Below are 23,115 nucleotides of genomic sequence, written 5' to 3'. Positions count from 1 at the left end.
CCGGTATCCGCCGGGTCCGGACTGGCCGGTGAAGCGCTCCCTGGTGCGACCCGGCGGTCCGGCGCCGCGAGGGGCCCCGGTGAACTCATCTACGATCGTCCGCGTGTGCGCAAACGTCATAGTCGCCGAAGACGACGAGAAGCAGGCCGAACTCGTACGCCGCTACCTGGAACACGAGGGTCACGCGGTCACGGTCGTCGGGGACGGCCTGGCGGCCCTCGCCGAGGTCCGGCACCGGGAGCCCGATCTGCTGGTGCTCGATGTGATGATGCCGCGGGCCGACGGTCTGGACGTGGTACGTGTGCTGCGCGCCGAGCACCGGGAGCTGCCGGTGCTGATGCTGACGGCCCGCAGCACCGAGGACGATCTGCTGCTGGGTCTGGATCTCGGTGCGGACGACTACATGACGAAGCCGTACAGCCCGCGTGAGCTGATGGCACGCGTGCGGACGCTGCTTCGTCGCACCCGGCGGGTTGCGGCAGGTATCGATCCCGCCGCGGATGAGGTACTGAGGGTGGGTGCGCTCGTGGTCGATCCGGTCCGGCACGAGGTGTCGGTCGAGGGCCGGTTCGTGGAGTGCACACCCGGTGAGTTCCGGATCCTCGCCGCCATGGCGGCCGAGCCCGAGCGGGTCTTCACCCGGCAGCGGCTCCTGGAGGAGCTGCACGGCTTCGACCGGTACATCAGCTTGCGCACCGTCGACGTGCACATCATGAACCTGCGCAAGAAGATCGAGCCCGCACCGCGTCGGCCGGCCCGGCTGCTCACCGTCTTCGGTGTCGGCTACAAGCTGACGGACCCGGCGAGGAATGCTTCGCGTGCGTCGTAGCAGCCGGGCGCGTGGTGTGTCCCTTCGACGTGAGCAGCGGGCACGACTGCCGCTCCGCAAGAGTCTGTTCGGCCGTCTGCTGGCGGTATCGGCGCTGGTGGCGGCGTGTTCGGTGGCCGCCACCGCCTGGCTTGCCGTACAGACCACCTCCGGCGCCATCAAGCAGGAACAGGGTCAGAACCTCACCGCCGACGCCCGGATCTACAACACCCTGCTCGGATACGCGGCGACCCACCCGACCTGGGACGGCGTCGACAGCACCGTGCACGACCTGGCGCGGCAGTCCGGTCGGCGGATCGCCCTCACCACCGAGCAGCGCCGGCCACTCGCCGATTCCGCCACCCGGCCGTCCCCGCCCGCGCTGCCGCCCGAGGCTTCGGCGATCGTGGATCCGCTGTCCGTCGACACGACGCTGTCCCAGACGGTGGGCCGGGCCGGCGTCACGGCCGACCGTGTCGACCCGCGCGCAGTCGGTCCGTTCCGGCTGCCCGCGGCCGAGCGTACGTCGTTGCAGCGTGCCGCAGACCGGAGTGTGGCGTGCCTGAATCGGTCCGGGGTTGCGGCGGATGTGGTCCGGGGACCGAGTGGGCGCCCGCGCATCGAGGTCGTGGGCAACGATCCCGACCGGGTGCAGGGCACCAGATGCGCATCCGACGAATTGGACGAACCGACAGCGACCGAGCGAAAGGCGCTGGGGGCGCTCAATCAGCTCGCCGATGCCTGCCTGAAACGTCAGGGCCGCACGGGCGTGCGGCTCAATCCGGATCTGTCCTGGGGCGACGGTCCCGAGCCGATGCCCAGCGCCGGCGTCTCCGCCCGAACGCCCGCCCCCGCGCCGAGCGTCCGCAACGGCGACGACGACCGGGCCACCGCATCCTGCGTGGGGACGGCCCGCCGTGAGCAGCTCAGTTCCTATGTCGCGTCGCCCGCAATGCTGTTCATCGGCGACGAGGGCGGCACGACCGTGCCCGGTTTCGATCTCTCCCCGACGAACACCGCGAAGATCGCGGGTGCCGCGGCGCTCGTCCTGGCGCTCACGGTCGGAGCCACCATGCTGGCCGGGGCCCGGCTCGTGCGGCCGCTGCACGCCCTCACCGGTGCGGCACAAAGGATGCGGGACGGGGAGGACTCCGCGCCGGTGCTGGTCACCGACGACAACGAGATCGGGCGGCTCGCCGCGGCCTTCAACGACATGTCGGCCCACCGCGCCCGCCTCGAAGGACAGCGCAAGGACATGGTCAGCGACGTCGCCCACGAACTGCGCACCCCACTGAGCAACATCCGCGGCTGGCTGGAGGCAGCGCAGGACGGTCTGGCGGAGCCCGACCCGGCGTTCATCTCCTCGCTCCACACGGAGGCCGTTCAGCTGCAGCACATCATCGACGATCTCCAGGATCTGGCCGCGGCCGACGCGGGTGCGCTGCGGTTGCACCCCGAGCCGCTACGCATCGAGGACGTTCTGGGCCAGGTCGCCGCGGCCCACCAGGGGTGGGCGGAGACGGTTGGAGTCACATTGACCGTCCTCGCGGCGACGGCCGGCACTCACGGTCCCGAGCTGACGGCCGATCCGGTCCGGCTGCGTCAGGCCATCGGCAACCTGGTCTCCAACGCGGTGCGTCACACCCCGGCGGGTGGAAATGTCACATTGCATGCGTACGGGTCCGAGTGCGCGGACCAGGTCGTGGTGGACGTCACGGATACGGGCAGCGGCATCTCGGCCGAGGATCTGCCCCATGTCTTCGACCGCTTCTGGCGCGCGGAGAAGTCCCGCAGCCGCCGCACCGGTGGCAGCGGGCTGGGCCTGGCGATCGTACGGAAACTCGTCGAGGCGCACGGCGGCTCGGTGAGTGCGGTGAGCGTCGAGGGGCAGGGTTCGGTGTTCACGCTCCGGCTGCCGGCAGATCCTGCGCAGGCGGGGTCGGGCGAGTGGGGAGAGGCTGATGGGCCGGGCGAGTCCCAAGGAGCCTCGACGGGCGTGTCGGGGAGCGCGGCAGGCGGCTGCGAGCGCGGGAGCGGCGCGGGCGGACCCCAGGGTGTCGTGAGCGGCCGTGGAAGTGGTGCGGGCCAGGCCTGATGCGATGACCACAGCGATCTGACAGCTTCTTCATGACTTCACGCCAGCCTGTCGGCATGCCTTGCGCCCGGTGCGAACCGGCTTCCGGGCACTACCGAGGCCGAGGTGACCTCCGTGGTGTGGACACACCTGACAATCGATCTTGTTGATCCCGGAAGGTGTAGATCTACGTGGCACAGCCCTGGAAGTACAGTGCGGAGTTCCGGTCCGACGCGATCGCGTTGTGGCGGGCTTCGGCCGGCAGGCGGACGTTCAAGGACGTCGCGGCTGATCTGAATGTCAACCCCGGGACGTTGCAGGACCTGGGTGCGTGATGCCGACGGCCGTCCGGTCGCTGGCGGCGCGTCGCAGGACACCGAGGCCGAGTTGGCCCGGCTGCGGGCGGAGAACGCGCGGCCGGTCAAAAGGCAGAGAAGGAATGGCAGCCGGAGCGGGAGATCCTGCGTCGGGCAGCGGCGTATTTCGCCCGGGAGATGAAGTGAAGACCGCCGCTTGGGACTTCGTCTCCACCCGTGCCGAGGTGTTCGGCATCAAGCGGATATGCCGGGTGCTGGAGGTCTCCCGCTCGGGTTACTACCGGTGGATCGCCGACGCCGAGGCGCGGGCGGGGCGGCAGTTCGAGGAGGACGCCCTGATCGAGGAGATCCGCGAAGTCCATGCCGAACACCGCGGGAACCACGGCGCGCTTCGAGTCCATGCCGAACTGCGCGGCTTCGGCCCTGGAGCTGCTGGCGCAGCACCGGCCCGCGACCGGGCCCGGTGACCAGCCCCTCAGCGTCCTCGAAGCACTCCATACGTGCCATGGCCCGCCGCTGGAAAGACCTTCACGACGAGGTCAAGGAGCACGACACGCTGCTGGGCGAGCTCACCAAGGCCCACGCGCCCGACTCGGTCGACGCCTTCGGCATCGGCGAGGACACCGCCGCTGAAATACTGGTCGCCGTCGGCGACAACCCCGAGCGCATCCGCTCCCAGGCCGCGTTCGCCAAGCTCGCGGGCTCTGCCCCGTCCCGGCCTCGTCCGGCAAGACGAACCGGCACCGGCTCAACCGCGGCGGCCACCGACGGCTGAACTCCGCGCTCTACCGCGTCGTGATCGTCCGCATGCGCTTCCACCAGCCCACGATCGACTACGTCGCCCGGCGCACACGCCGAGGGCAAGACGAAACAGGAGATCATCCGCTGTCTTAAGCGATACCTGGCCCGGGAGATCTACCAGCACATCAAGGTCAAGCAACCGTCCAAAAAAGCGACTTGACGAACCATAGGAGCGTCAACGCCCTGGCCGAGAGTTTCTGGCAGGGACTGAAGCGAGAAACAATGTACAAGAGAGTATCCGTGACAATGTCTCAGGCGAGGCTCGAGATATTCCGGTGGCTCACCTACTACAACGCCCGTCGCCGACACAGCGCGCTCTACTACCTCTCCCCGATGGAGTTCGAACAGAACCACCACAGGACAGCTAAACTCTCACTCGCAGCATGACCCCCTGCGTCCACACTCCGGGGGTCACCTCATCAGCCCCTTCCCACCCCGATCACCGCTCGGTGGATCCAGGATGAGACCAACATACTTCTATGGATTTTCCGGGGCTCATGACACTAGCCGGGGCGCCACCAACCGTGATCAACTCCCTTGCTGAGCATGGCAATAGGGCCGGGCCACGGCGTCATGGACCGCGCAAGGGAAGAAACGAAGTGGGGACGAATGAAAACGAGAAAGGCGCTACCAACGAGAAGTTCGGCCGGTAGCGCCTCAATCGGGTCAGGCTTTTTTTACCCGGTCATTCGCAGTCAGTCGGCCGAGGTCCTTTCCACTACCCAGGCGATTCCTAGGATGACTGTCGAACAGAAGAAGAGTCGCTGGCCGTCCACGTGCCCGTAGAGCAGCGATGCCGTAACTCCGAGTGCGAAGACAACTGCCCCAGACCAGAACAATGCTCGCGATGTGATCTTTGGGTTCTTTTTCACGCGTTCCTCCTGGCCACGGGGTTGGCCGTTTCTTATGAGCAGCCAACGCCGTGGAGCTTGCTACTGAACTTGAATGTGTGATGTCGGCCTGATCGTGTCAGCTGGTCAAGGTCAGGCCGGTGCCTATGAGGCAGCCGTCGATGAGGTGCGGTCGGTACTGGGTCTTCTTGAGGCTGCGCTTCACGGCGGCGGCGAACTGGTCGAGGTTCGCGGCGGCGAGGTTGCCGATCGCCCGTTTCACCAGGGACCAGATGCCCTCCTGCGGGTTGAGGTCGGGTGCGTAGGACGGGAAATGGAAGACGGTCAGCCAGTCCTCGTTCGCAGCGATGAAGTCCTTCATCTGCGGCATGAGATGGGTGCGCAGGTTGTCCCAGACCAGGACGATGGGGCCTTTGAGCTGGTTGTGCGCCCGCACGATGAGGTCGCGGTAGTCCTGCCAGGTGAATCCCTTGGGTTCGCCCTTGCGGCCCCGGTGGACGCGAAAGCTGTAGATCAGCCTCGACCGGTCTCCGCGTCGGAAGCAGACCGTTCCCGCCATCGAAACCCGTCCGGAACGCCTGCTCCGGACGCGGACGACCGGCGTCTGGCCGATGCGGCCCAGGACCTCGCGCGTGGCGGCCTCAGCGACTGGCTGGCCTCGTCCTCACAGACGATCCAGGCCCCGCGGGCCGCCGCCGTACTTTTACCTGCGGCCACACCTCCTTCTTCCACAACTCCACAGCTCCGTCGTCACGTTCGATCGCCCGGCGGGCCGGCTGCTGCCACGACCAGCCATGGCGCTTCAGCAGCCGCCATGTCCCCTCAGCGGCAGTCGACGCGCGGTGCGCTCATCTTCGGAGGGCTGGACAAATCCCCCGGGGCCCGCGTGGAAGGTGTACTCGATGGCATCGGACTTGTTGTCCGCCTTGTCCACGGCCCGCACCTGCACGGTGTGAGTGCCGTTCTTGGGCGGGGTGATACTGATGCCCTTGGCAGCACCGGCCCCACCTGTGGCGACCTTGGTCCACGTCACACCATCCAGCGACCACTCCGCGGCACTGCCTGTACAAAACCGAACTCATCAAGCCCCAGCGGCCTCGGAAAGCCCTCGGCGACGTCGAGTTGGCCACAGCCGAGTGGGTCGACTGGTACAACCACAGCCGACTCCACGGCGAGATAGGCCATTCCCGCCCGCCGAATGTGACGCCGTCCACTACCAGCAGCAAAGTCCGCAGGTCACAGCCACAATCCAGAGTCTCTACCGAACCCGGAACGGTTCAGGGTGACCAGCAGCCGGTCGACTCTCGCCGGGGCCCTGCGCTCGGTCCAGTCGCGACGTGCGCGTCGGCTATTGTGCGATGCGCTTCGGGCTTCCGGAGTGGAAGTACCGCGCCACTGTCTGCGTAGACGCTGCATTCGTACCGTCGTGCCGTGTCGCAGCGCAGGTTGCCGTCTACAGGCGCGTCGGATGCGGCCGTGGGCCGCGATATGAATGGGGTGGGAATGTCCCGTCATCGAATGTCCAAAAAGGGCCGCTACGTCGCCTGGGCGACAGCGGGCGCTGCCGTCGTCGCAGGTGCCGGAATCTCGGCACAGACGACCATGGCAGCCACAAGCTGGCCCGCCCAGAAGACCTACACCGGCCGAGCGTTCGATACGTGCACAGCACCCTCGCTCAAAGCGATGAAAGCGTGGAACACCGGGTTTTACGGCGCCGCCGCCGTTTACATCGGCGGCAAGAACCGTGGCTGTGCCCAGCCCAACCTGACCGCATCCTGGGTGAAGTCGGTCAACTCCACCGGCTGGAAGCTCATACCGCTCTACGTCGGCGCCCAGCCGCCCTGCCAAAAAAGTGCGAACCGAGAAAGATTCACCTCCTCCACGGCCTCCTCCCTCGGCGCGAGCAACGCCAAGGACGCGGTGGCCAAGGCATCAGCGCTCGGGATGAAAGCCGGCAGCCCGATCTACCTGGACATGGAGCCGTACGACGTCACCAACAAAGCGTGCAATGATGCCGTCCTGACATACGTCCGCTCCTTCACCAAAACGCTGCGCAACGCAACCTACCGTGGCGGCTTCTACGGCTTCAGCAGCTCCAGTGCCAAGGCCATCGCCACCGCCGCAAACAAGACAGACCTGCCGGGAAACCTCTGGTACGCACTGTGGGACAAGAAGAATACGACCACCACAGACTGGCCGTGGAATTCCACTCAGTTCACCAACCACAGCCGCGGCCACCAGTACATGGTCAACAGCAAAGAGACCCGCGGCGGTTACACAATCACAGTCGACCGCAACGCATGGGACGCTCCTGTCGCCATCATCGGCTGAAACACTCCGCGCATGAAACCCGCTGACTCCGTGTGCGCGACGGCCGTAGAAATTCTAGCTGAGCCGCTGTCGACCTTCGCGGCACTGGAGATGCAGAACGAAGACGGACCGCCAGCAAGCCGGCCGCCTGGATTGGCGAGCGCGCAGATCCCCGCTTCCGCCCCGGGCGAGACTCCAAGTCGGTCCGGGACAGTCGACAGCGACACCCAATAGACCGCCGCTCACAGATGCCCCGCCGGAGCATTCCGGCGGGGCATCGTCGTCCCACGCGCTCTCACGTTGTCTGTGTTGTCGTCCATAGGCCGACATCCCGCAGCGACTGGAGCGTGGGCAGGAGCTGACGGCAAGGTGGATGACCTACTGACTATGACCCGAGTTCGCGACATCGGGATGCTGCTGCTCGCCCAGGGGCAGGCGGTCGAGGCCCACAGGATTCTTCGGCCGTTGCACGACGACCTGTGTCTGGTCTTCGGTCCCGGCGACGAGATGACCGAAGGGATCGGCGAGGCGCTGGCGCTGATCGGCCTCGATCTCGACGGTCCGGCCACCTGACCCCGTCTCCACCGTTCCGTCCGCCTTCCGGGAGAGTCCGCCCCATGCCCCACCTCGCGTTCGACATCGGATCCTGCGCAGGCGGGGTCGGGTGAGTGGGAGAGGCTGGTGGGCCGGGCGAGTCCCAAGAAGCCTCGACGGGCGTGTCGGGGAGCGCGGCAGGCGGCTGCGAGCGCGGGAGCGGCGCGGGCGGACCCCAGGGTGTCGTGAGTGGCCGTGGAAGTGGTGCGGGCCAGGCCTGATGCGATGACCACAGCGATCTGACAGCTTCTTCATAACTTCACGCCAGCCTGTCGGCATGCCTCGTGCCCGGTGCGAACCGACTTCCGGGCACCATCGAGGCCGACCTGGAATGGAGCCATGCCCATGCCCCACCGTCTGTCCCTGCGTACCGCCCTTCTTGCCGCTGTCGCGGCCGGCGCGGTACTCGTCCCGTCGACCGCGGCCTTCGCCGACAGCACGCCCGCACCGAAGCCGTCCGTCGAGCGGTCCGCCGCAGCCGCCCCGGCCGGTACCACCGCGCCCACGCGGGGCTCGGAGCCGACGGTTGTTCCCCGTGGCGGTGTTGCCGCGGGCGACAGTCCCGCCCCGGCCAAGGTCGAGCGTCCGGCCGCGGGCAAGCGTTCCGCTGGCGCCGCTCCGCGCGGTGGCGTGGCCGCGGGCGAGCGACCGGCCGGTACCTCGGGTGACAGCACCACCGCCCTTGCCGGGTCGGCCGCAGCCGCCGTTCTGGTCGCGGGAGCGGGAACGGTCGTGCTGCGCCGCCGCTCCGCCGCGCAGCGGGGCCGCTGAACTGCCGGCGCGTCAGTCCCTTCACGGCCACTGACATGCAAGGCAATTGACCGCGCACGGAAACCGACCGCGCTCAGCAGTTGACCTTCCCTTGTGGCGCCGCCCCGTCCCGGGCGGCGCCACTGCCCATCTCCGTCCCGTTCTGGAGCCCCCATGTCCCGTACGTCCATGTCGCTTTGGCATGTCACACTTCCGGTGCTCGCCTGTGTCGCCCTCACCGGCTGCTCCTCCGGCGCCGTGGATGCCTCGTCCGCCGCATCACGCGCCGACGGCAGTTCACCCAGCACCCCGGGCTCTCTCAACTCTCCGAAGGACACGGGGCCCGAGGGGACGCAGAGGCTCGAGAAGTCCAGGAAGCCGAGGTCCGCGGCGAGCCCCACCCATGTCAGCATCCCTTCGATCGGGGTGAACAGCTCGCTGATGCGGCTCGGTCTGAACGAGGACGGCACCGTCCAGGTCCCGCCCGCCGAGAAGGGCATGACGGTCGGCTGGTACACCGGTGGCGCCGTTCCCGGCGAGCGTGGCGCCGCGGTCCTCATCGGGCACAACAACACCCGTTTGGGGAAGGCCGTTTTCCACGATCTGAAGAAGATCGGCAAGGGCGCGGACATCGCGATCCGCAACGACCGGGGAGCGGAGATCCACTACAGGGTCACCGGCACGGAGACCGTCAGCAAGAAGGCCTTCCCGACCAAGAGGGTCTACGGTGCCACCGACAAGCGCGTCCTGCGTCTCATCACCTGCGACGGCGCCTTCGACGCACAGGGCCACCCCGTGGACAACCTCATCGTGTACGCCGCCCGGAGCTGACGGCGACCGCGACCGCGTCCCCCGGCGCGGCGCCGATCGCCTGCGCCGGCGTGTCCGGGCCCACCGGTCGGCCCGGCCACCAGAAGGCGGGGCCGACGTCGAGGGCGAGCGCCGGAACGAGGACGGAGCGGACCAGGAAGGTGTCGATCAGTACGCCGATCGCCACCACGATGCCGATCTCGATGAACGCCACCTGTGGAGCGCTGGTGAGGGCGGCGAACGTCGCCGCGAGGACCGCACCCGCGCCGGTGATGACCCCGCCGGTGGAGGTGAGGCCGGACAGGACCCCGCTCCGGTGGCCGTGATGCCCGACGTCCTCACGGATGCGGTGGATGAGGAAGATGTTGTAGTCGACGCCGAGGGCGACCAGGAACAGGAAGCCGATCAGCATGACCTGGGTGTCCACGGCGGGGAAGCCCAGGACGTGCTGGAACAGCTGCCAACTGATCCCGAGTGCGGCGAAGTAGGAGAGCACCACGGTCGCCATCAGCAGTACCGGCGCGACCACGGCCCTGAGCAGTGCGATCAGAATGACGAAGACCACGACGAGCACCAGCGGGATGACCACCCTGCGGTCGTGTGCCTGCGCCTCGGCCTTCTCCTGCGCCATGGCGGTGGGACCGCCGACCCGTGCGTCGGCATCGGGGATGTCATGGACGGCGGTGCGGATCCGGTCCACGGTGCGAGCTGCGGCCGCACTGTCCGCATGCGCCTTCAACACGGCCTTGGTGGCGGCGAGTTCACCGTCGGTGGAGATGGTGGCGGGCTCGACCTGGGCGACCCCGTCGATGTGCTTCAGTGCCTCGGCGACCGCCGGTGCGTTGGCGGCCCTGCTGATCACCTCGGCGGGCCGGCTCTGCCCGGCCGGGTAGTGGGCGGCGAGGAGTTCCTGGCCGGCGATCGAGCCGGGCCTGCCGATGACGAGGTGCTCGTCGTCCAGCCCGGTCCTCAGGCCCAGGGAGCCGAGTGCCAGCGCGGTGAGGACGAGGGCGGAGCCCGTCCACACCAGACGCGGGCGCCGGGATATCCGGCCGCCGATCCGGTCCCACAGAAGGCGGTTGGCGTTCTTCACGGCGACCCCGGCGCGCGGCACACGGGGCCAGAACACCCATCGGCCCAGCAGGACGAGCACGGCCGGGAACAGCGTGGTCATCGCGGCAAGTCCGCAGACGATCGCAACGGCACCGCCCGGGCCGAGCGTGTGGTTGAACCCGACGTCGGCCCGGGTGAGGCAGAGCAGCCCGATGCATACGGTCGCGGCCGAGGCGGCGATGGCCGGTACGGCCCTGCGCAGGGCGGTCCGCATGGCGTGGTGCCGGTCCTCGTTGATGTGCAGCTCCTCGCGGTAGCGGGCGAGCAGCAGCATCGCGTAGTCGGTGCCCACGCCGAAGAGCAGTGCGGTGACGACGATCTCGTTCCCGCCGCCGACGGTCAGACCGAATCCCTTGGCGAGCAGGGCGGAGACCGCCTGGGTGGTGAGGAAGGAGACACCCACGACGAGCAGGGGAAGCAGCCAGAGGATCGCACTGCGGTAGGTGATGAGCAGCAGCGCGGCGACCACCACGACAGTGATGAGGGTGAGCGCACGACCGGTGGACTCCCGGGCGTCCGCAGCGTCCAGCGAGTTGCCGGCGGGCCCGGTCAGCTCGGCCTTCAGACCGTCGGGCCGGTCGCCGGTGGCGCGGTCGCGCACCTTCTCGGCGTTGTCGGCGAGTGCGGTGCTGTCCTGCTTGTCGAGGGGGACCAACACGGTCAGGGCCTTGCCGTCCTCGGAGGGCCGGGCCGGTTCGACCGCTCCTGCCGCCAGGGTGGCGAACTCCTCGATGTCGGATGCGACTTTGGCCCGGTCCTGCGCGGTGAGTCCGCTGTCGCGGACGTAGACGACGATGCCGAGCGAGATCCTGCCCTCGTCGAAGCGGTCGGCGAGCCCGGCCACCTCGGTGGACTCTGCTCCACGGGGCAGTTCGACGGTGAGACCGTCCTTCTCGAGCTCCGAGAGCTGTCCGGCGAGCGGCACCGCGGCCACCACGACGATCAGCCAGACAATCAGCGTCAGCCACTTTCCTCTTCGTCCGCTAGGCATTCTCAGGAGCCGGTCGGCCCAATTGCGCGGTCCTGTCATGGGGGATTCCTCGTCCGTGAGTGGGAAATGTGCCGTGCGTTCTGGCCCGGTGCGGGCATGACTCATCGGGCGCAGCGAGCCGTTACGGCTGTGCGGCACCTGTTCGGCGAATGGCATGGCCGCGGCATCGCGATGCCGCGACTACCGCGTTTGTTTCGCTGCCGACCCGGCAGGGTGTCAGGAGTTCAGATAGGCGAGTACGGCAAGAACCCGGCGGTTGTCGTCGTCCGACGGCGCCAGACCGAGTTTGGTGAAGACGCTCGATGTGTGTTTGGTGACGACTTTCTCGCTCACCCCGAGCCGGCCGGCGATGGCGGCGTTGGAACGTCCTTCCGCCACGAGTCCCAGCACCTCGTACTCCCGTGGGGTGAGCCGGGTGAGCGGTTCGTCCCGGGCGTTGCCCCTGAGCAGTTTTGCCACCACTTCCGGGTCCATCGCACTGCCACCTGCCGCGACCCGGCGCACGGCGTCGACGAAGCGGCCGCTGTCGAAGACCCGGTCCTTGAGCAGATAGCCGACCCCGCCCGTGCCGTCCGCCAGCAGCTCGCGGGCGTACAGCTGCTCGACGTACTGCGAGAGAACCAGCACCGGCAGTCCGGGGATCCTGCGCCGTGCCTCGATGGCGGCGCGCAGTCCCTCGTCGGTGAAGGTGGGCGGGAGCCGCACATCCACCAGTGCGACATCCGGCCGGTGCTCGACCAGTGCGTCGAGGAGTTCCGGGCCGTTGTCCACTGCGGCGGCGATTTCGAAACCGTGGGCCGTCAGGAGCCGGACGAGCCCCTCTCTCAGAAGGAAGAGGTCTTCGGCGAGAACAATGCGCACGGAATCTCCATCGTGGTCATGGTCGGTCCGCCCTGAGGGCTGTTGACGGAAAGCACTCCGTCGAATGCGGCAATGCGGCTCTCGATTCCGCCCAGCCCTGTTCCCGCCGCTACCGTCGCACCACCGCATCCGTCATCACCCACACTGATGCGCAGGGCCTCGCGTTCGTGGCGGATATCGATCCAGACGCGATCGGCCCGGGCGTGCTTCGCCGCGTTGGTGAGCAGTTCACTGACCGCGAAGTAGGCGGCCGACTCCACCGGGGCGTCGGGCCGGCCCGGCAGATCGACGGCGACATCGACCGGCAGCGGGCTGTCCAGCGCCAGGGCACGTACGGCGTCCCCGAGTCCCCGGTCGGAGAGGACCGGCGGATGAATTCCCCGTACCAGATCACGGAGTTCACCGAGCGCCTTGGAGGATGATTCCCTTGTCTCCAGCAGCAGTGCGCGGGCGGCTTCGGGGTTGGTGTCCAGCAGTTGGCCGACGGCGTCCAGGTTCATTCCCATCGCGACCAGCCTGGCCTGTGCGCCGTCATGCAGATCGCGTTCGATCCTGCGGAGTTCGGCGGCCTGACTGTCCACCACTGCCCCTCGGGTCCGAGTCAAATGACCTACACGTGCCGTGAGTTCGTCACCGATCCGCGGACCGAGCAGCTTGCGGGTGAAGCAGGCGTGGGCGATGAGCAGCAGGGGTCCCGTGCGGAGTCCGAGCCAGATGAATCCGAGACCGAACAGGGGCATCAGCCAGGTGCGTACACCTCGTTCGCCGCTCACGTCGATCAGTCCGGCGTAGTGGTCGTGATAGCCGGCGGAGACGAGGGTGTCCCAGAGGAACGGGAGAACCAGCCCCTCGAGTCCGTACACCAGCAGTGCGGCGGGCAGGAGCGCGAGGACGGTGCCGATCACGGGGTCGACGATTGTCCAGAGCGTGTCCCGCAAGGTGGCCGGGTCCTGGAGCAGCCGCAGGCAGTGCCCCCAGCGTCCCGCGAGGCCGGGCCCCGGCTCGGGCAGTTCACGGTACGGCTGCGCGATCGTCACCCCGGACCAGTCATGGGCCAGCCTGCGGGAACGGTTGGCCAGCTTGCGCACGGCCGCCACGACGACGGGGAGAAGCAGGACGCCCGCGCCGAGGCCCAGAGAGGCCGTCGAGAACACCATGAGTGCGAAGAGGGCCGCCTGCGGCACTTTCTGCGCGGCCAGCACGAGCCCGCGCAACGGCGGCTGCCAAAGTGCGGGTGATGCGACCCTCTTCATTCCGGCCTCCTCCTGCGGGCTCCCTCGATCCCGTCGCAGATGATTCTGCTGTGAGGAGGCTACGAAAACATTGGGCCTGCCACCCTGGTTCGAGGGGGGACCTAGGCCCCCTGTCTTCATCCGGGGAAGCACGCACCAGGCCCGGGGTGTGCGGGAGACGGCCCGGGTTGCACCGCGGACGGGAAGTGCCCGGATCGGCGCCGCGAGTTCCTGGTGGAGGCCGGGGTGTGTCAGGCATCGTAGGCGGGAGGGCCGGGCCGGGGGCGTCGCAGTGCCAGGGCCGCCAGCGCCGCAGGGGCGCCCTTCGGTCCGCGGATGCCCGGGAAGGCGTTGATGTCGACGACGACGGGCGCCCCCTCGCGGTCCAGCAGGTCGACACCGTAGACATCCAGGCCGAAGACCTCTCCCGTGTGGAGGGCGAGTTGGGTCCAGGCCTGCGGCAGGTCACGGACCAGTGGCGCGGACTGCGCACCGTCCGGCGGGGCGCCCACCGGTGCGGGGCGCACCCCCGCGAACACCTCCCCCGCGATCACCCACAGCTTGTGGTCCCAGCCACTGTTCGCGACGAACTCCTGCAGGACCACGGGCTCGTCCGGCCACTTCGCGGCAAGGTCCCGCAGCTCGTCCGGGCCGTCCACGCGGGCGACCAGGTCCGCGCGCCGACTGTGGCGGCTCTTGACCATGAGGGGATAGCCGCACTCCGGCCACTCCGCCCCGTGGAGGGATTCGGACAGCGTGTCCAGGGTCCTGGTCCGGGGCATCGGCAATCCCGCGCCATCGGCCACGATGGCGATCCGGCTCCTGTCCTGGCACAGCTCCGTCGCGGCGGCGGAGTTCACCACCCGGGCACCGTGTGCTTCGAGGAATCGGGCAAGTTCCAGTGCCCGGGGGGTGTGAGCCTTGAGGAGGTAGACGTCGGCCAGATCACCCGGGATCACCAGTTCCGACGGGGATCCCGTTCCGGTGTCCGGGTTCAGGAACGTCACCCGGTGCTCCGCCTCGATCAGTACGGAAGAGGCTGCGGCAAGCAGCGGATGAGCCGGCTTGTCGGTCAGCAGACACACCCTCATATCCGGGCGGCTCCTGGTGCGGCCGCCAGCCTGTCCGCTTCGGGGTGCGGGTGGGACTGTCCGTGGGGGGTCTGCGGCTGCGCGGGAATGCGCGGAGCGAAGGCGGGCGCGCCCGTCCTGGCAGCGCCGCCCGTCCTGGCCAGGTCGAGGACCGCTCCGGCCAACCGGGATACGGCATCGGGGACCTGACGGAAGCTCGGGAAGTCATTGATGTCGACGATCACGGGGCCGTCGGGGCCGAGCACCACGTCGATGCCGTACAGGTCGAGGCCGAAGACCGCTCCCACCTTCGCCGCCGCTGCGGCCACCTCGGCGGGCAGGGGGACGGCTCCCTCCTCGACCGGCCCGTCCGGGTGGAGCGGGGAGCGTCGCAAGGTCGCGTGGAACTCGCCCGCGAGACAGTAGACCTTCAGGTCGGAACCGGGGTTGGGCACGTAGGGCTGGGCGATCAGTTGACCCTCCCCCGCCTGTTCCGCATCCGCCAGGGCCCCGGGGTCCGGTACGAGCCGCACCCCCCGCCCCGAGCTGCCATCGGCAGGCTTGACCACCAGAGGGAAGAGCTCGTCGGGGATATCCGCGAACAGCGTGGCCCTGGGTGCCGAATAGGTCACCGGAACCGGTAGCCCGTGCTGCCGCGCGATGACCGACGTGAGGACCTTGTCGCGCACCGCGCGGATCGACCGCGCATCGTTCACCGTGGTCAGGCCCACGGCCGCCGCGGCCTCCAGAAGGGTGAGCCCGGGGCCGCCGGACACGGTCTTGAGTACCCAGGCGTCATGGGTCCCCGCCCGCACCTCTTCCGAAATCCGCAGCAGCGAGCCGCCGGGGCGCACCACGTCCACCTGGTGTCCCCACGACGACAGTCGTCGGACCACGTCAAGCGGCATGCCGTCATGCCGGTACAGCTCTTCGACGAGGAAGCAGAGCTTCATCCCAATACCCCTCGGTGCCCCCATGACTGATGAGGGCACAACGGTGCCTCGCGGTGCTCTTCCGAACACCACCAAAAGGGCAACGCTACGTCACGCCCGCCCCAAAGCAACCGCCACCGGGGGTTACTGATGGTGCGTTCCCTCGTCCGAACAGACTTCGTCGGGCGCGGTCTCGGAGTGTATGGCCTTGCGCCGACCGGGTCCGCCACCGGGTCACGGAGGACGGATCTGTCTTGAGGGGCCGACACCGTGGCGCGTACGGGCCGACCCGCGGGCGCGCCCGGGGTCACGAGGATGGGCGGGGCGAGGGGGCGTCGGTACTGTCGACGGTTCGCCGGGATCCTCACCGTCTGCGTCAGCGCATACACGTGATGGGCCGCCCCCGAGGAGGGATGCGGCCCATCAGTCGTGCGGTCTGAGCGGCGATCGCGCCAGAGAACGCGGAGGCCACCGCGCAGACCCTTCGTCCGCGATTAGCCATGACGACTGAGGATTCCTGCCTTGCGGCCTGAGCGGGAAGATCCGCCCGCCCCTCAGGGTGCTGTGAACAGCCCTGGGAACTCCAGCGGTCCACCGGCCGAGCTGATCCCACTGCCCCGGCGTCGACAGTGTCACGCCGGGGCAGCCGCAGCCGTCAGGATCCGTCTTCCGCCGCCACTGGCTTGGGGATCAGGAAGGACGCCACGGTGGCGAGTCCCAGCAGGACCACGCCCGCGATCATGCCGGCGACATAGCCATCGGTTGATGCCGGGTCGGCGGGCTGGAAGGCCGTCTGGACCGCGTAGAGCGCCGCGAAACTGAGCCCGGCCCCGAGGTTGAACGCACCGGCGTTCAGCCCGGGCAGGAATCCGGGGTTCTCGCGCGGGGACAGCACGATGCCGAGGCCGTTGAGCACGATGTTGCCCACGCCGGCGTAGGTGATGCCGACCAGTAGCGAGGCCACGAGCAGCAGGGCACGCGACTGGTCGCCCAGGGTGAAAATCATCAGGACGACGGAGGCGGCCGCGCCGATCAGGCCCAGACGCAGGATGCGGCGGTAACCGAAGCCGGCGGCGAGCCGGCCGGCGATGGGACCCATGGCAAGCCCGGCCAACGCGTACGGCGTGAGCGTCCACCATGCGGACTGTTCGGCGGACATGCCGAGGCCGGCGTGTGCGTCCTGGGCGAACGCCGGGATCAGCCCGTTCATGACGGCGAACACGCCGGTCATGGTGAGCACGGTGGTCAGCAGCGTCGCCCAGGTCGCGCGCTGTCGCAGGTGCCGGGTGGCGACCAGCGGGTGCCCGCTCCTGCCCTCGGTCCGCCAGAACAGGGCGAAGGCGATCGCGGCCACGACGACAAGGACGGCGAAGAGCAGCCAGTTCGCGGCGCCGAGCTTTCCGGCCTCGTTCAGCGCGATCAGCAGTGCCCCGACGGAGACGACCAGCAGTGTGACGCCGGGCCAGTCCATCCGGGACGCGGCGGCCGCCTTGGACTCCGGCGTCATGGTGGCGACCAGGACGGCGGCGATCGCCGCCACCACGGCCATCACCCAGAACACCGAGGCGAAGCCGTGCTTGTCGGCGAGGAACCCGCCGACGAGGGAGTCGACCCCGGCGATACCACCGTTGACGGCGGTGATCACGCCCAGCAGGGTGCCGTACTTCTTCGGCTCGGTGACCTCGACCCGCAGCATGATCAGGCACAGCGGCACCGTGGGCCCTGACACGCCCTGGATGATGCGGCCGACGAACAGCATCGGCACGTTCTGTGCCAGCGCAGAGACCACGCAGCCGACCGCCATGAGCGCCATCATCGCGACCAGCACCCGGCGGCGGCCGATGATGTCGCCCAGCCTCGGCAGGAACAGCGAGAACAAAGCCGCGGAGGTGAAGAACGCGGTCTGGGTGAGCCCGATCTCGGCCGAAGTGGCGCCCAGACTGTCCTCGATGCTCTTCAGGGCCGGGCTGAGCATGCTGGCGTTCAGCTGGAAGGCGAAGCACGCCATGAGGAGCGCGGCGACCAGCACGCCCACCCGGACCGGACGCCGGTCGGTGACCGGCGGCGGCCCGCCCGGGGCGGCTTCGGTAGTGGTGAAGACGTTCATTCGGCGCCGTCACCGATCCGCGTCAGGGCGTCCACGACGAGGTCCCAGAAGCGCTCGTGGTCGAGCTTGACGGCGACCTGGGTGTGGCAGTCGGGCGGGGCGGGCGCCCGGAAGTCGGTCACGGTCATGCCGAGGGTCAGCCCGCCGGTGAGCTCGATGTCCACCGGGGCCTTGCGCACCGTCATGACGGTCGGGTCGATGACGTAGGCAACGGCGCACGGGTCATGCACCGGGGGGTGCTCGAAGCCCTGCGACTCAAGATAGGTGGCGCCGAAGAAGTCGAGCAGCTCGCCCACGAACGCGGCCGGCTTGGTGCCGACCGCGGCGATCTTCCTCCGCACCTCCGGGGTCGCGAGCGCCTGGTGGGTCAGGTCGAGACCCACCATGGTGACCGGCCAGCTCTCGTTGAAGACGATGTGCGCGGCCTCCGGGTCGATGATGATGTTGAACTCGGCGACCGCGCTCCAGTTGCCCTCGTGGTATCCGCCGCCCATCAGCACGACCTCGCGGACGCGGGAGGCGATGCGCGGCTCCTTGCGTACGGCGAGCGCGATGTTGGTCAGGCCGGCCGTGGGGACGATGGTGATCTCGCCCGGCTCATGGGACATCACCGTGTCGATGATGAGGTCCACGGCGTGGCGGCGGTCCAGCTCCAGGGTCGGTTCGGGCAGCACCGGGCCGTCGAGTCCCGACTCGCCGTGGATCTCCGGCGCCGTCTCGATGGTCCGCACCAGCGGGCGAGGACTTCCCGCAGCGAAGGGAATCCCGGTGATACCGGCGATACGCGCCACGGACAACGCGTTGCGCGTCACCTTCTCCAGCGTCTGGTTGCCGACCACGGTGGTCACGGCGACCAGATCCACGTCCGGGTTCCCGTACGCGAGAAGCATGGCAATCGCGTCGTCGTGCCCGGGGTCGCAGTCCAGGATGATCTTTCTGGCCATCAAATGAGCCCCTTCGCTCAGCTGAAGAGTTTGAGATGGATCTCGGCCAGCGCCGCAAAAGGGCTACTGCACAGAGCGCGCCGGTACGGTCCCCCGACCGCCGTTGCGGTCCACGCCGGCATGCGGCGCCGACTCACGGGCGGGCAGCGAAACAGACAGGTACCGCGCACTCTTCCTTGATCACGCGGTGGAAAAACGTTGGGAAAACGATCTGGGAAATCGTTCTCCGAGAACTTTGCGCACCGACGCCCACGATGTCAATGGGTGAAGCCATATCTCACGTTGTGACCTGTTTGAGACAGCGGATCGCACTCTGGGCACGAGGAAAGGCCGGTGATAACGTTTGCCAACTCCCCGCGGGCATCCGCCCGCTTCACGCGGCCGACCAGAAGAACAGGGCAGGCGATCCGAAGTGGCGGAAGTAACACTGCGAGACGTGGCTCGACTGTCGGGCTGTTCCGTCGCCACGGTGTCCCGGGTGCTCGCCGGCAGCCGTCCGGTCGGCGCGGAAACCGCCCGGCGAGTACGTGCGGCCGTCGACAGTCTCGGCTACCGGCCCAACCACGTGGCCCGCGCGTTGCGCAGCCGCTCGACAGGCACCATCGGACTCGTCCTGCCGCAGATCACCAACCCGTTCTACCCCACGCTGGTGCGGGAGCTGACGCGCGCTCTGCATACCCACGACCGTGCCGTGATCCTCGCCGACTGCGACGACGACCCGATGACCGAAGCGGCCCGGATCGACGCCCTGTTGGCACGGCAGGTCGACGCCCTGCTGGTCGTCCCGGTCGACGAGAAACGCAGCGTGGCCGCGGTGACCGCCGCAGCGGCCCGAGTGCCGCTGGTGCTGCTGGACCGAGGTTGCGGCCCCGGCGTCGCCGACTCCGTGGTCGTCGACAACGCCGCCGGCATACAGCTCGTGCTGGACCACCTCGCGGCCGCGGGGCGTCGCCGTCCGTGCTTCGTCGGGGCTGCGGGCACCGCCTCGGCGGCGGTCGAACGCCGCGCCGCGTACGAGTCCGGCGTCGGCGCACTGGACCCGCGGGCGCCCGGACGTGTCGAACTCGGTGAATTCTCCGTCGAATGGGGGCGGGCCGCGGTGGACCGGGTGCGCGCACACCGCCCGGACGCCATCGTCTGCGCCAACGACCTCATCGCCATCGGTGCACTGCAACGACTGCGACAGCTGGGAGTGGACGTCCCGGGCGAGATCGCCGTCACCGGCTTCGACGACATCCCCATGGCGAGCCTCACCGACCCCGGCGTGACCACCGTCCGCCAACCCGTTGCCGAACTGGCCGCGGAGGCCGCCCGGCTGCTGGACCGGCGGCTGGCCGGAGAGAAGGCGGGCCCGAGCCGCACGGTACGACTCGGTCCGGAACTCATCGTCCGCGGCTCCAGTACGACGGACTGCACCGGTCCGGCCGACGCCGCGTCCGGCGCCGACGCGGCGTGGGACCGGAAGCCCGCCAAAAACCCGGTGTCATGACGGCGGCCGGAGCCCGGGGCTGACCAGTTGCCACCCAGGCATCCCGATCCCCGCCTCCACGCACTCGGCACGCCGCACCGTGTGCCACTGCGTCGGCGCCCCGGCGGGACGACCGTTGAGCAGTCCCGTCTTCTTCACAGCACGGAGACTTCCTCCGCGCTCGGGAAGGACTCCTGCGCGCCCTGCCGGGTGACGGCTACCGCACCGACCCTGACGGCGAATGCGGCGGCCTCGGCGAGTTGCTCTCCCAGGCCGAGCCGCCAGGCCAGGGCGGCGGTGAACGCGTCGCCCGCCCCCGTCGTGTCCACAGCCTCGACCCTGGGGCTCGATACGGACACGACGTCACCCGTACGGCCGTCGGCGACGAGCGCGCCCGCCGCACCCAGCGTGACCACGACCGACCGCGGGCCGAGCTTCAGCAGTGCTCGCGCCCACTCCCCAGGTGTGGCGCCGGCGGCCTCCCCCAGGATGTAGCGCGCCTCGTGCTCGTTGACGACCAAGGGGTCGCAGGCGGCCAGCACGTGATCGGGCAGTGGTGCGGGCGGGGACGGGTTCAGAACCAGCCGGGTATCGCGGGACATGACACCGGCCACCTCGGCAACCGTCTCCAGCGGAATCTCCAGCTGTACGGACACGACCCTCGCCGCCTCGAAGAGGGGTCGGGCCGCCCGGATGTCCTCCGGGGTCAGCCGGCCATTGGCGCCCGGCGACACCACGATGCTGTTGTCGCCGGAGGGGTCCACGGTGATCAGCGCTACTCCGGTCGGCGCCCCGCCCACGAGGACGCCCTCGGTGTCCACCCCGGCGGCCCGCTGCGATTCGAGCAGCAGGCGGCCGTGGGCGTCGTCGCCGACCCGTGCCAGCAGCGCAGTGACGGCCCCGAGGCGGGCGGCGGCCACCGCCTGGTTCCCTCCCTTGCCGCCCGGGTGGACGGCAAGATCGGAACCGAGCACGGTCTCACCGGGCGCCGGCCTGCGTTCGACACCGATGACCAGGTCGGCGTTGGCCGAGCCCACAACCAGCAGGTCGTACCGGTGGTGGTCGTTGACGTGCATTGTTCCTGCTTTCCGAGGGTCGGACGCTGCTCAGGCGCTGTTCGGGAGAAGTCGGCAACATTCTTCTCGGTGACTACCTTGAACTGGCACCTTCACCATGCTATCGACCTTCATTCCCGCTGCGGCTCGCACCGCGTTCTGCACGGCGTCTGCCCAGTTCCTTCGGCCGCGACTGCGGCCGCCCTCGCCTCTGCCCGGGCACACGCCTCCGTCTGCACGAAGAAGGGGTTGCTGAACGGCGAACTCCACGATCTCCCGCCGGGCGGTGCCCAGTTCGCGCACCTTGGTCTTGCGTACGCCTTCGATGCGCAGCAACTCGTCCTGAGTGCTCACAGGTTGCTCCTCGGGTTCGAAGCGCGCTCGCCGCAGGAACTGCGTACGACAAGGCGGGCGGGAAGGGTGACGGACTGCGGGGACCGTCCCTCGATGAGGTCGACCAGGGCCCGCACGGCGGCTCGGCCGAGCTCGCCGGTCGGCTGGGCGATGGCCGTGATCGGCGGGTCGGTGTGCAGGAACCACGGGATGTCGTCGAAGGCCGCGAGCCCGATGTCCTGCGGGACGCGCAGCCCGCGTGCGCGGATCGCGTCCAGCGCGCCGAGTGCCATCAGATTGTCGGCGGCGAATACGACCTCGGGCGGTTCGGGAAGGGCCAGAAAGCGCTCGGTGGCGCGGCGCCCGCTGTCCGTCTGGAAGTCGCCCTGCCCGATGTAGGCGTCGGGCAGCGCGAGTCCGTGCTCACGCAGCGCCTCGCGGAAGGCCTCGACTCGCTCGTTGCCCGTGGTGGTGGCCGCCGGGCCCGCGATGATCGCGAGCCTGCGGTGACCGAGCCGGTGCAGGTGTGCGACCAGGTCCCGGATGGCGTCGCGGCCGTCGGCACGTACCACGGGGACGTCCACACCCTGGATGCAACGGTCCACGAAGACCATCGGTGTCCCGCTGCCCGCAGCGCCCGGCGTGAGCGGGGAGCTCCCGTCGGCGGGGGAGACGAGGAGCCCGTCGATCCGGCGGTCGAGGAGCGTGCGGACGTGATGTTCCTGCAGGTCGGGCTGCTCGTCGGCGTTCCCGATGATGACGCTGTAGCCGAGTGCGCGGGCCTCCTCCTCGACGAAGCGGGCCAGTTCGGTGAAGTACGGGTTGAGTACGTCACTGATGACCAGGCCGAGGGTGCGCGTCTGATCGGTGCGCAGCGAACGGGCGACGGCGTTGGGCCGGTAGCCGAGGACGTCGACAGCGGCGAGGACGCGTCTTTGCGCGTCGGGGCTGACGGAGGGATGGCTGTTGAGAACGCGGGAGACCGTGGCGACGGACACTCCCGCCTCGGCCGCGACATCCTTGATGCTCGCCATTTCCGGACCACCTCCTTGTGGTTTCCGTGAGCCTCGAAACCGGCGGTCCAGAGCCGTGGAATCGATTACAGCGACGATTGGAATCGATTACACGGCCGAAAACAAGACCTCGCAGGGCACTCGGGGCCGGATCGTGACGAAGGACACAGAGGGAGCCGGGGCGCGGTCCGGGGCAGCACACCCGGCGGCGGGCGGGGCGGCTCGGGACGGCGGCACCGGCCGGTCGCGCTCCTCGACGGCTCACGCGACAGCCGTGGCGGACTCCCGTCCCTGCGGGTGGTCACGTACAACACGTTCCTCCTGAGCCGGAACCTCCACCCGAACCGGGGACGGGACCGCTGAGCGGCGGAGGTACCGAAGGCATCCTTCTTCCAGGGCCATGACGTGGCCGTGCTCCAGGAGGCATGCGACAACTCCGCCTCGGACGCGCCGACACGGAGCGCATCCGCGCAATACCCGTACCGGACACCGGTGATGGGCCGGAGCAGTGGCGGCCGGGACGCCACGGGCGGCGCCCGCTCGGCCACCACTCCGGAGGACGGTGGCGTCACCGTACTGAGCAAGTGGCCGATCGTCCGCAAGGAGCAGTACATCCACAAGGACGCCTACGGTAGCGACCTGTGGCGCTTCGGCCTCTTCTACGTCGATTCGGTGGTGCTG

The 23,115-nt window shown here is 68.9% G+C and carries 19 protein-coding genes and 6 pseudogenes; 13 read left to right on the top strand and 12 right to left on the bottom strand.

The genetic code is table 11. The features are described 5' to 3' along the window. The first annotated feature begins 103 nt into the window (after positions 1-103). The 6 genes and pseudogenes from IEZ15_RS21700 to IEZ15_RS21675 form a co-directional block, all read left to right on the top strand. Positions 104-829, top strand: coding sequence for a response regulator transcription factor (locus IEZ15_RS21700; protein ID WP_189278989.1), 726 nt, complete (start codon positions 104-106; stop codon positions 827-829). After that, positions 810-2,903, top strand: coding sequence for a sensor histidine kinase (locus IEZ15_RS21695; protein WP_189278988.1), 2,094 nt, complete (start codon positions 810-812; stop codon positions 2,901-2,903). Before IEZ15_RS21700 ends, IEZ15_RS21695 begins: the two co-directional genes overlap by 20 nt. Positions 2,904-3,073: 170 nt before the next feature. After that, positions 3,074-3,217: a transposase gene (locus IEZ15_RS21690; protein WP_189278987.1), complete on the top strand. Its 144-nt coding sequence runs from the start codon at positions 3,074-3,076 to the stop codon at positions 3,215-3,217. A gap of 164 nt (positions 3,218-3,381) precedes the next feature. Beyond that, positions 3,382-3,666: an IS3 family transposase gene (locus tag IEZ15_RS21685; RefSeq protein WP_189278986.1), complete on the top strand. Its 285-nt coding sequence runs from the start codon at positions 3,382-3,384 to the stop codon at positions 3,664-3,666. 38 nt (positions 3,667-3,704) lie between these two features. Next, positions 3,705-4,093, top strand: a pseudogene (locus tag IEZ15_RS44900) (transposase). 84 nt (positions 4,094-4,177) lie between these two features. Beyond that, positions 4,178-4,387, top strand: a pseudogene (locus IEZ15_RS21675) (integrase core domain-containing protein); the annotation flags it as partial. 582 nt (positions 4,388-4,969) lie between these two features. Here IEZ15_RS21675 and IEZ15_RS21670 read toward each other — a convergent pair. Further along, positions 4,970-5,687: pseudogene (locus IEZ15_RS21670) on the bottom strand (IS630 family transposase); the annotation flags it as partial. Beyond that, positions 5,675-5,902, bottom strand: a pseudogene (locus IEZ15_RS21660) (hypothetical protein); the annotation flags it as partial. The pseudogenes IEZ15_RS21670 and IEZ15_RS21660, both read right to left, overlap by 13 nt. On the opposite strand from IEZ15_RS21660, the gene IEZ15_RS47665 reads away from it, so the two are divergent. From IEZ15_RS47665 to IEZ15_RS21635, 5 genes and pseudogenes are all read left to right on the top strand, one after another. Then, positions 5,860-6,258 carry an integrase core domain-containing protein gene (locus IEZ15_RS47665; protein ID WP_189279022.1) on the top strand — a complete coding sequence of 133 codons (399 nt, stop codon included), beginning with the start codon at positions 5,860-5,862 and terminating at the stop codon, positions 6,256-6,258. The pseudogene IEZ15_RS21660 and the gene IEZ15_RS47665 overlap by 43 nt on opposite strands. Before the next feature lie 96 nt (positions 6,259-6,354). Next, positions 6,355-7,182, top strand: a complete 828-nt coding sequence (locus IEZ15_RS21650; protein WP_189279021.1) for a glycoside hydrolase domain-containing protein — start codon at positions 6,355-6,357, stop codon at positions 7,180-7,182. A 378-nt stretch (positions 7,183-7,560) separates the two neighbouring features. Then, positions 7,561-7,734: pseudogene (locus IEZ15_RS21645) on the top strand (serine/threonine protein kinase); the annotation flags it as partial. 366 nt (positions 7,735-8,100) lie between these two features. Next, positions 8,101-8,526 carry a hypothetical protein gene (locus IEZ15_RS21640; RefSeq protein WP_189278982.1) on the top strand — a complete coding sequence of 142 codons (426 nt, stop codon included), beginning with the start codon at positions 8,101-8,103 and terminating at the stop codon, positions 8,524-8,526. A 153-nt stretch (positions 8,527-8,679) separates the two neighbouring features. Further along, positions 8,680-9,336: a class F sortase gene (locus tag IEZ15_RS21635; RefSeq protein WP_229846026.1), complete on the top strand. Its 657-nt coding sequence runs from the start codon at positions 8,680-8,682 to the stop codon at positions 9,334-9,336. Here the strand turns inward: IEZ15_RS21635 and IEZ15_RS21630 are convergent. The 7 genes from IEZ15_RS21630 to uriH all read right to left on the bottom strand — a co-directional run bounded on the left by IEZ15_RS21630 (position 9,311) and on the right by uriH (position 18,565). Next, positions 9,311-11,458 carry an MMPL family transporter gene (locus tag IEZ15_RS21630; RefSeq protein ID WP_229846025.1) on the bottom strand — a complete coding sequence of 716 codons (2,148 nt, stop codon included), beginning with the start codon at positions 11,456-11,458 and terminating at the stop codon, positions 9,311-9,313. The genes IEZ15_RS21635 and IEZ15_RS21630 overlap by 26 nt on opposite strands. A 177-nt stretch (positions 11,459-11,635) precedes the next feature. Then, the gene (locus tag IEZ15_RS21625) at positions 11,636-12,280 is read right to left on the bottom strand and encodes a response regulator (protein ID WP_189278981.1); all 645 of its coding nucleotides are present in this window, start codon (positions 12,278-12,280) and stop codon (positions 11,636-11,638) included. After that, positions 12,244-13,533: a sensor histidine kinase gene (locus tag IEZ15_RS21620; RefSeq protein ID WP_229846024.1), complete on the bottom strand. Its 1,290-nt coding sequence runs from the start codon at positions 13,531-13,533 to the stop codon at positions 12,244-12,246. Before IEZ15_RS21620 ends, IEZ15_RS21625 begins: the two co-directional genes overlap by 37 nt. A gap of 230 nt (positions 13,534-13,763) precedes the next feature. Then, positions 13,764-14,603: an ATP-grasp domain-containing protein gene (locus IEZ15_RS21615; RefSeq protein ID WP_189278980.1), complete on the bottom strand. Its 840-nt coding sequence runs from the start codon at positions 14,601-14,603 to the stop codon at positions 13,764-13,766. After that, positions 14,600-15,535 (bottom strand): ATP-grasp domain-containing protein, encoded by a 936-nt coding sequence (locus tag IEZ15_RS21610; protein ID WP_189278979.1) that lies wholly within the window; start codon positions 15,533-15,535, stop codon positions 14,600-14,602. The genes IEZ15_RS21615 and IEZ15_RS21610 overlap by 4 nt, the downstream gene beginning before the upstream one ends. 634 nt (positions 15,536-16,169) lie before the next feature. Beyond that, on the bottom strand, positions 16,170-17,621 hold the full coding sequence (uriT, locus tag IEZ15_RS21605) for a uridine transporter UriT (RefSeq protein ID WP_189278978.1): 1,452 nt from the start codon (positions 17,619-17,621) through the stop codon (positions 16,170-16,172). Beyond that, the gene (gene uriH / locus IEZ15_RS21600; RefSeq protein ID WP_189278977.1) at positions 17,618-18,565 is read right to left on the bottom strand and encodes a uridine-preferring nucleoside hydrolase UriH; all 948 of its coding nucleotides are present in this window, start codon (positions 18,563-18,565) and stop codon (positions 17,618-17,620) included. Before uriH ends, uriT begins: the two co-directional genes overlap by 4 nt. Positions 18,566-19,001: 436 nt before the next feature. Here uriH and IEZ15_RS21595 point away from each other — a divergent pair, with 436 nt between their 5' ends. Then, positions 19,002-20,054, top strand: coding sequence for a LacI family DNA-binding transcriptional regulator (locus IEZ15_RS21595; RefSeq protein ID WP_229846023.1), 1,053 nt, complete (start codon positions 19,002-19,004; stop codon positions 20,052-20,054). Positions 20,055-20,188: 134 nt separating this feature from the next. Here the strand turns inward: IEZ15_RS21595 and IEZ15_RS21590 are convergent, their stop codons facing one another. From IEZ15_RS21590 to IEZ15_RS21580, 3 genes are read right to left on the bottom strand one after another with little or no spacing between them, the layout of a single operon-like run. Beyond that, complete coding sequence (locus tag IEZ15_RS21590; protein WP_189278975.1) at positions 20,189-21,109, bottom strand: ribokinase; 921 nt, start codon at positions 21,107-21,109, stop codon at positions 20,189-20,191. Between the two features lie 30 nt (positions 21,110-21,139). Next, positions 21,140-21,442, bottom strand: a complete 303-nt coding sequence (locus tag IEZ15_RS21585) for a hypothetical protein (protein WP_189278974.1) — start codon at positions 21,440-21,442, stop codon at positions 21,140-21,142. Beyond that, positions 21,439-22,455, bottom strand: coding sequence for a LacI family DNA-binding transcriptional regulator (locus IEZ15_RS21580; protein ID WP_189278973.1), 1,017 nt, complete (start codon positions 22,453-22,455; stop codon positions 21,439-21,441). The genes IEZ15_RS21585 and IEZ15_RS21580 overlap by 4 nt, the downstream gene beginning before the upstream one ends. Before the next feature lie 264 nt (positions 22,456-22,719). Here IEZ15_RS21580 and IEZ15_RS44890 point away from each other — a divergent pair. After that, positions 22,720-23,079, top strand: a pseudogene (locus IEZ15_RS44890) (endonuclease/exonuclease/phosphatase family protein); the annotation flags it as partial. Positions 23,080-23,115 lie beyond the last annotated feature (36 nt).

Origin of the sequence: Streptomyces atratus (genome assembly GCF_014648655.1) — a bacterium.
In the GTDB taxonomy this organism is placed as follows: domain Bacteria; phylum Actinomycetota; class Actinomycetes; order Streptomycetales; family Streptomycetaceae; genus Streptomyces; species Streptomyces atratus.
Note: the sequence above shows the minus strand (reverse complement) of the source record. Positions and strands in the feature narration are given on the sequence as shown.

What these genes read in the sequence shown, in the direction of transcription:
- IEZ15_RS21615 (WP_189278980.1), bottom strand. Translation starts at nt 14,603, where the DNA reads ATGAGGGTGTGTCTGCTGACCGACAAGCCGGCTCATCCGCTGCTTGCC.
- IEZ15_RS21610 (WP_189278979.1), bottom strand. Translation starts at nt 15,535, where the DNA reads ATGAAGCTCTGCTTCCTCGTCGAAGAGCTGTACCGGCATGACGGCATG.
- IEZ15_RS21620 (WP_229846024.1), bottom strand. Translation starts at nt 13,533, where the DNA reads ATGAAGAGGGTCGCATCACCCGCACTTTGGCAGCCGCCGTTGCGCGGG.
- IEZ15_RS21630 (WP_229846025.1), bottom strand. Translation starts at nt 11,458, where the DNA reads ATGACAGGACCGCGCAATTGGGCCGACCGGCTCCTGAGAATGCCTAGC.
- IEZ15_RS21635 (WP_229846026.1), top strand. Translation starts at nt 8,680, where the DNA reads ATGTCCCGTACGTCCATGTCGCTTTGGCATGTCACACTTCCGGTGCTC.
- IEZ15_RS21640 (WP_189278982.1), top strand. Translation starts at nt 8,101, where the DNA reads ATGCCCCACCGTCTGTCCCTGCGTACCGCCCTTCTTGCCGCTGTCGCG.
- IEZ15_RS21590 (WP_189278975.1), bottom strand. Translation starts at nt 21,109, where the DNA reads ATGCACGTCAACGACCACCACCGGTACGACCTGCTGGTTGTGGGCTCG.
- uriH (WP_189278977.1), bottom strand. Translation starts at nt 18,565, where the DNA reads ATGGCCAGAAAGATCATCCTGGACTGCGACCCCGGGCACGACGACGCG.
- uriT (WP_189278978.1), bottom strand. Translation starts at nt 17,621, where the DNA reads ATGAACGTCTTCACCACTACCGAAGCCGCCCCGGGCGGGCCGCCGCCG.
- IEZ15_RS21580 (WP_189278973.1), bottom strand. Translation starts at nt 22,455, where the DNA reads ATGGCGAGCATCAAGGATGTCGCGGCCGAGGCGGGAGTGTCCGTCGCC.
- IEZ15_RS21650 (WP_189279021.1), top strand. Translation starts at nt 6,355, where the DNA reads ATGTCCCGTCATCGAATGTCCAAAAAGGGCCGCTACGTCGCCTGGGCG.
- IEZ15_RS21695 (WP_189278988.1), top strand. Translation starts at nt 810, where the DNA reads ATGCTTCGCGTGCGTCGTAGCAGCCGGGCGCGTGGTGTGTCCCTTCGA.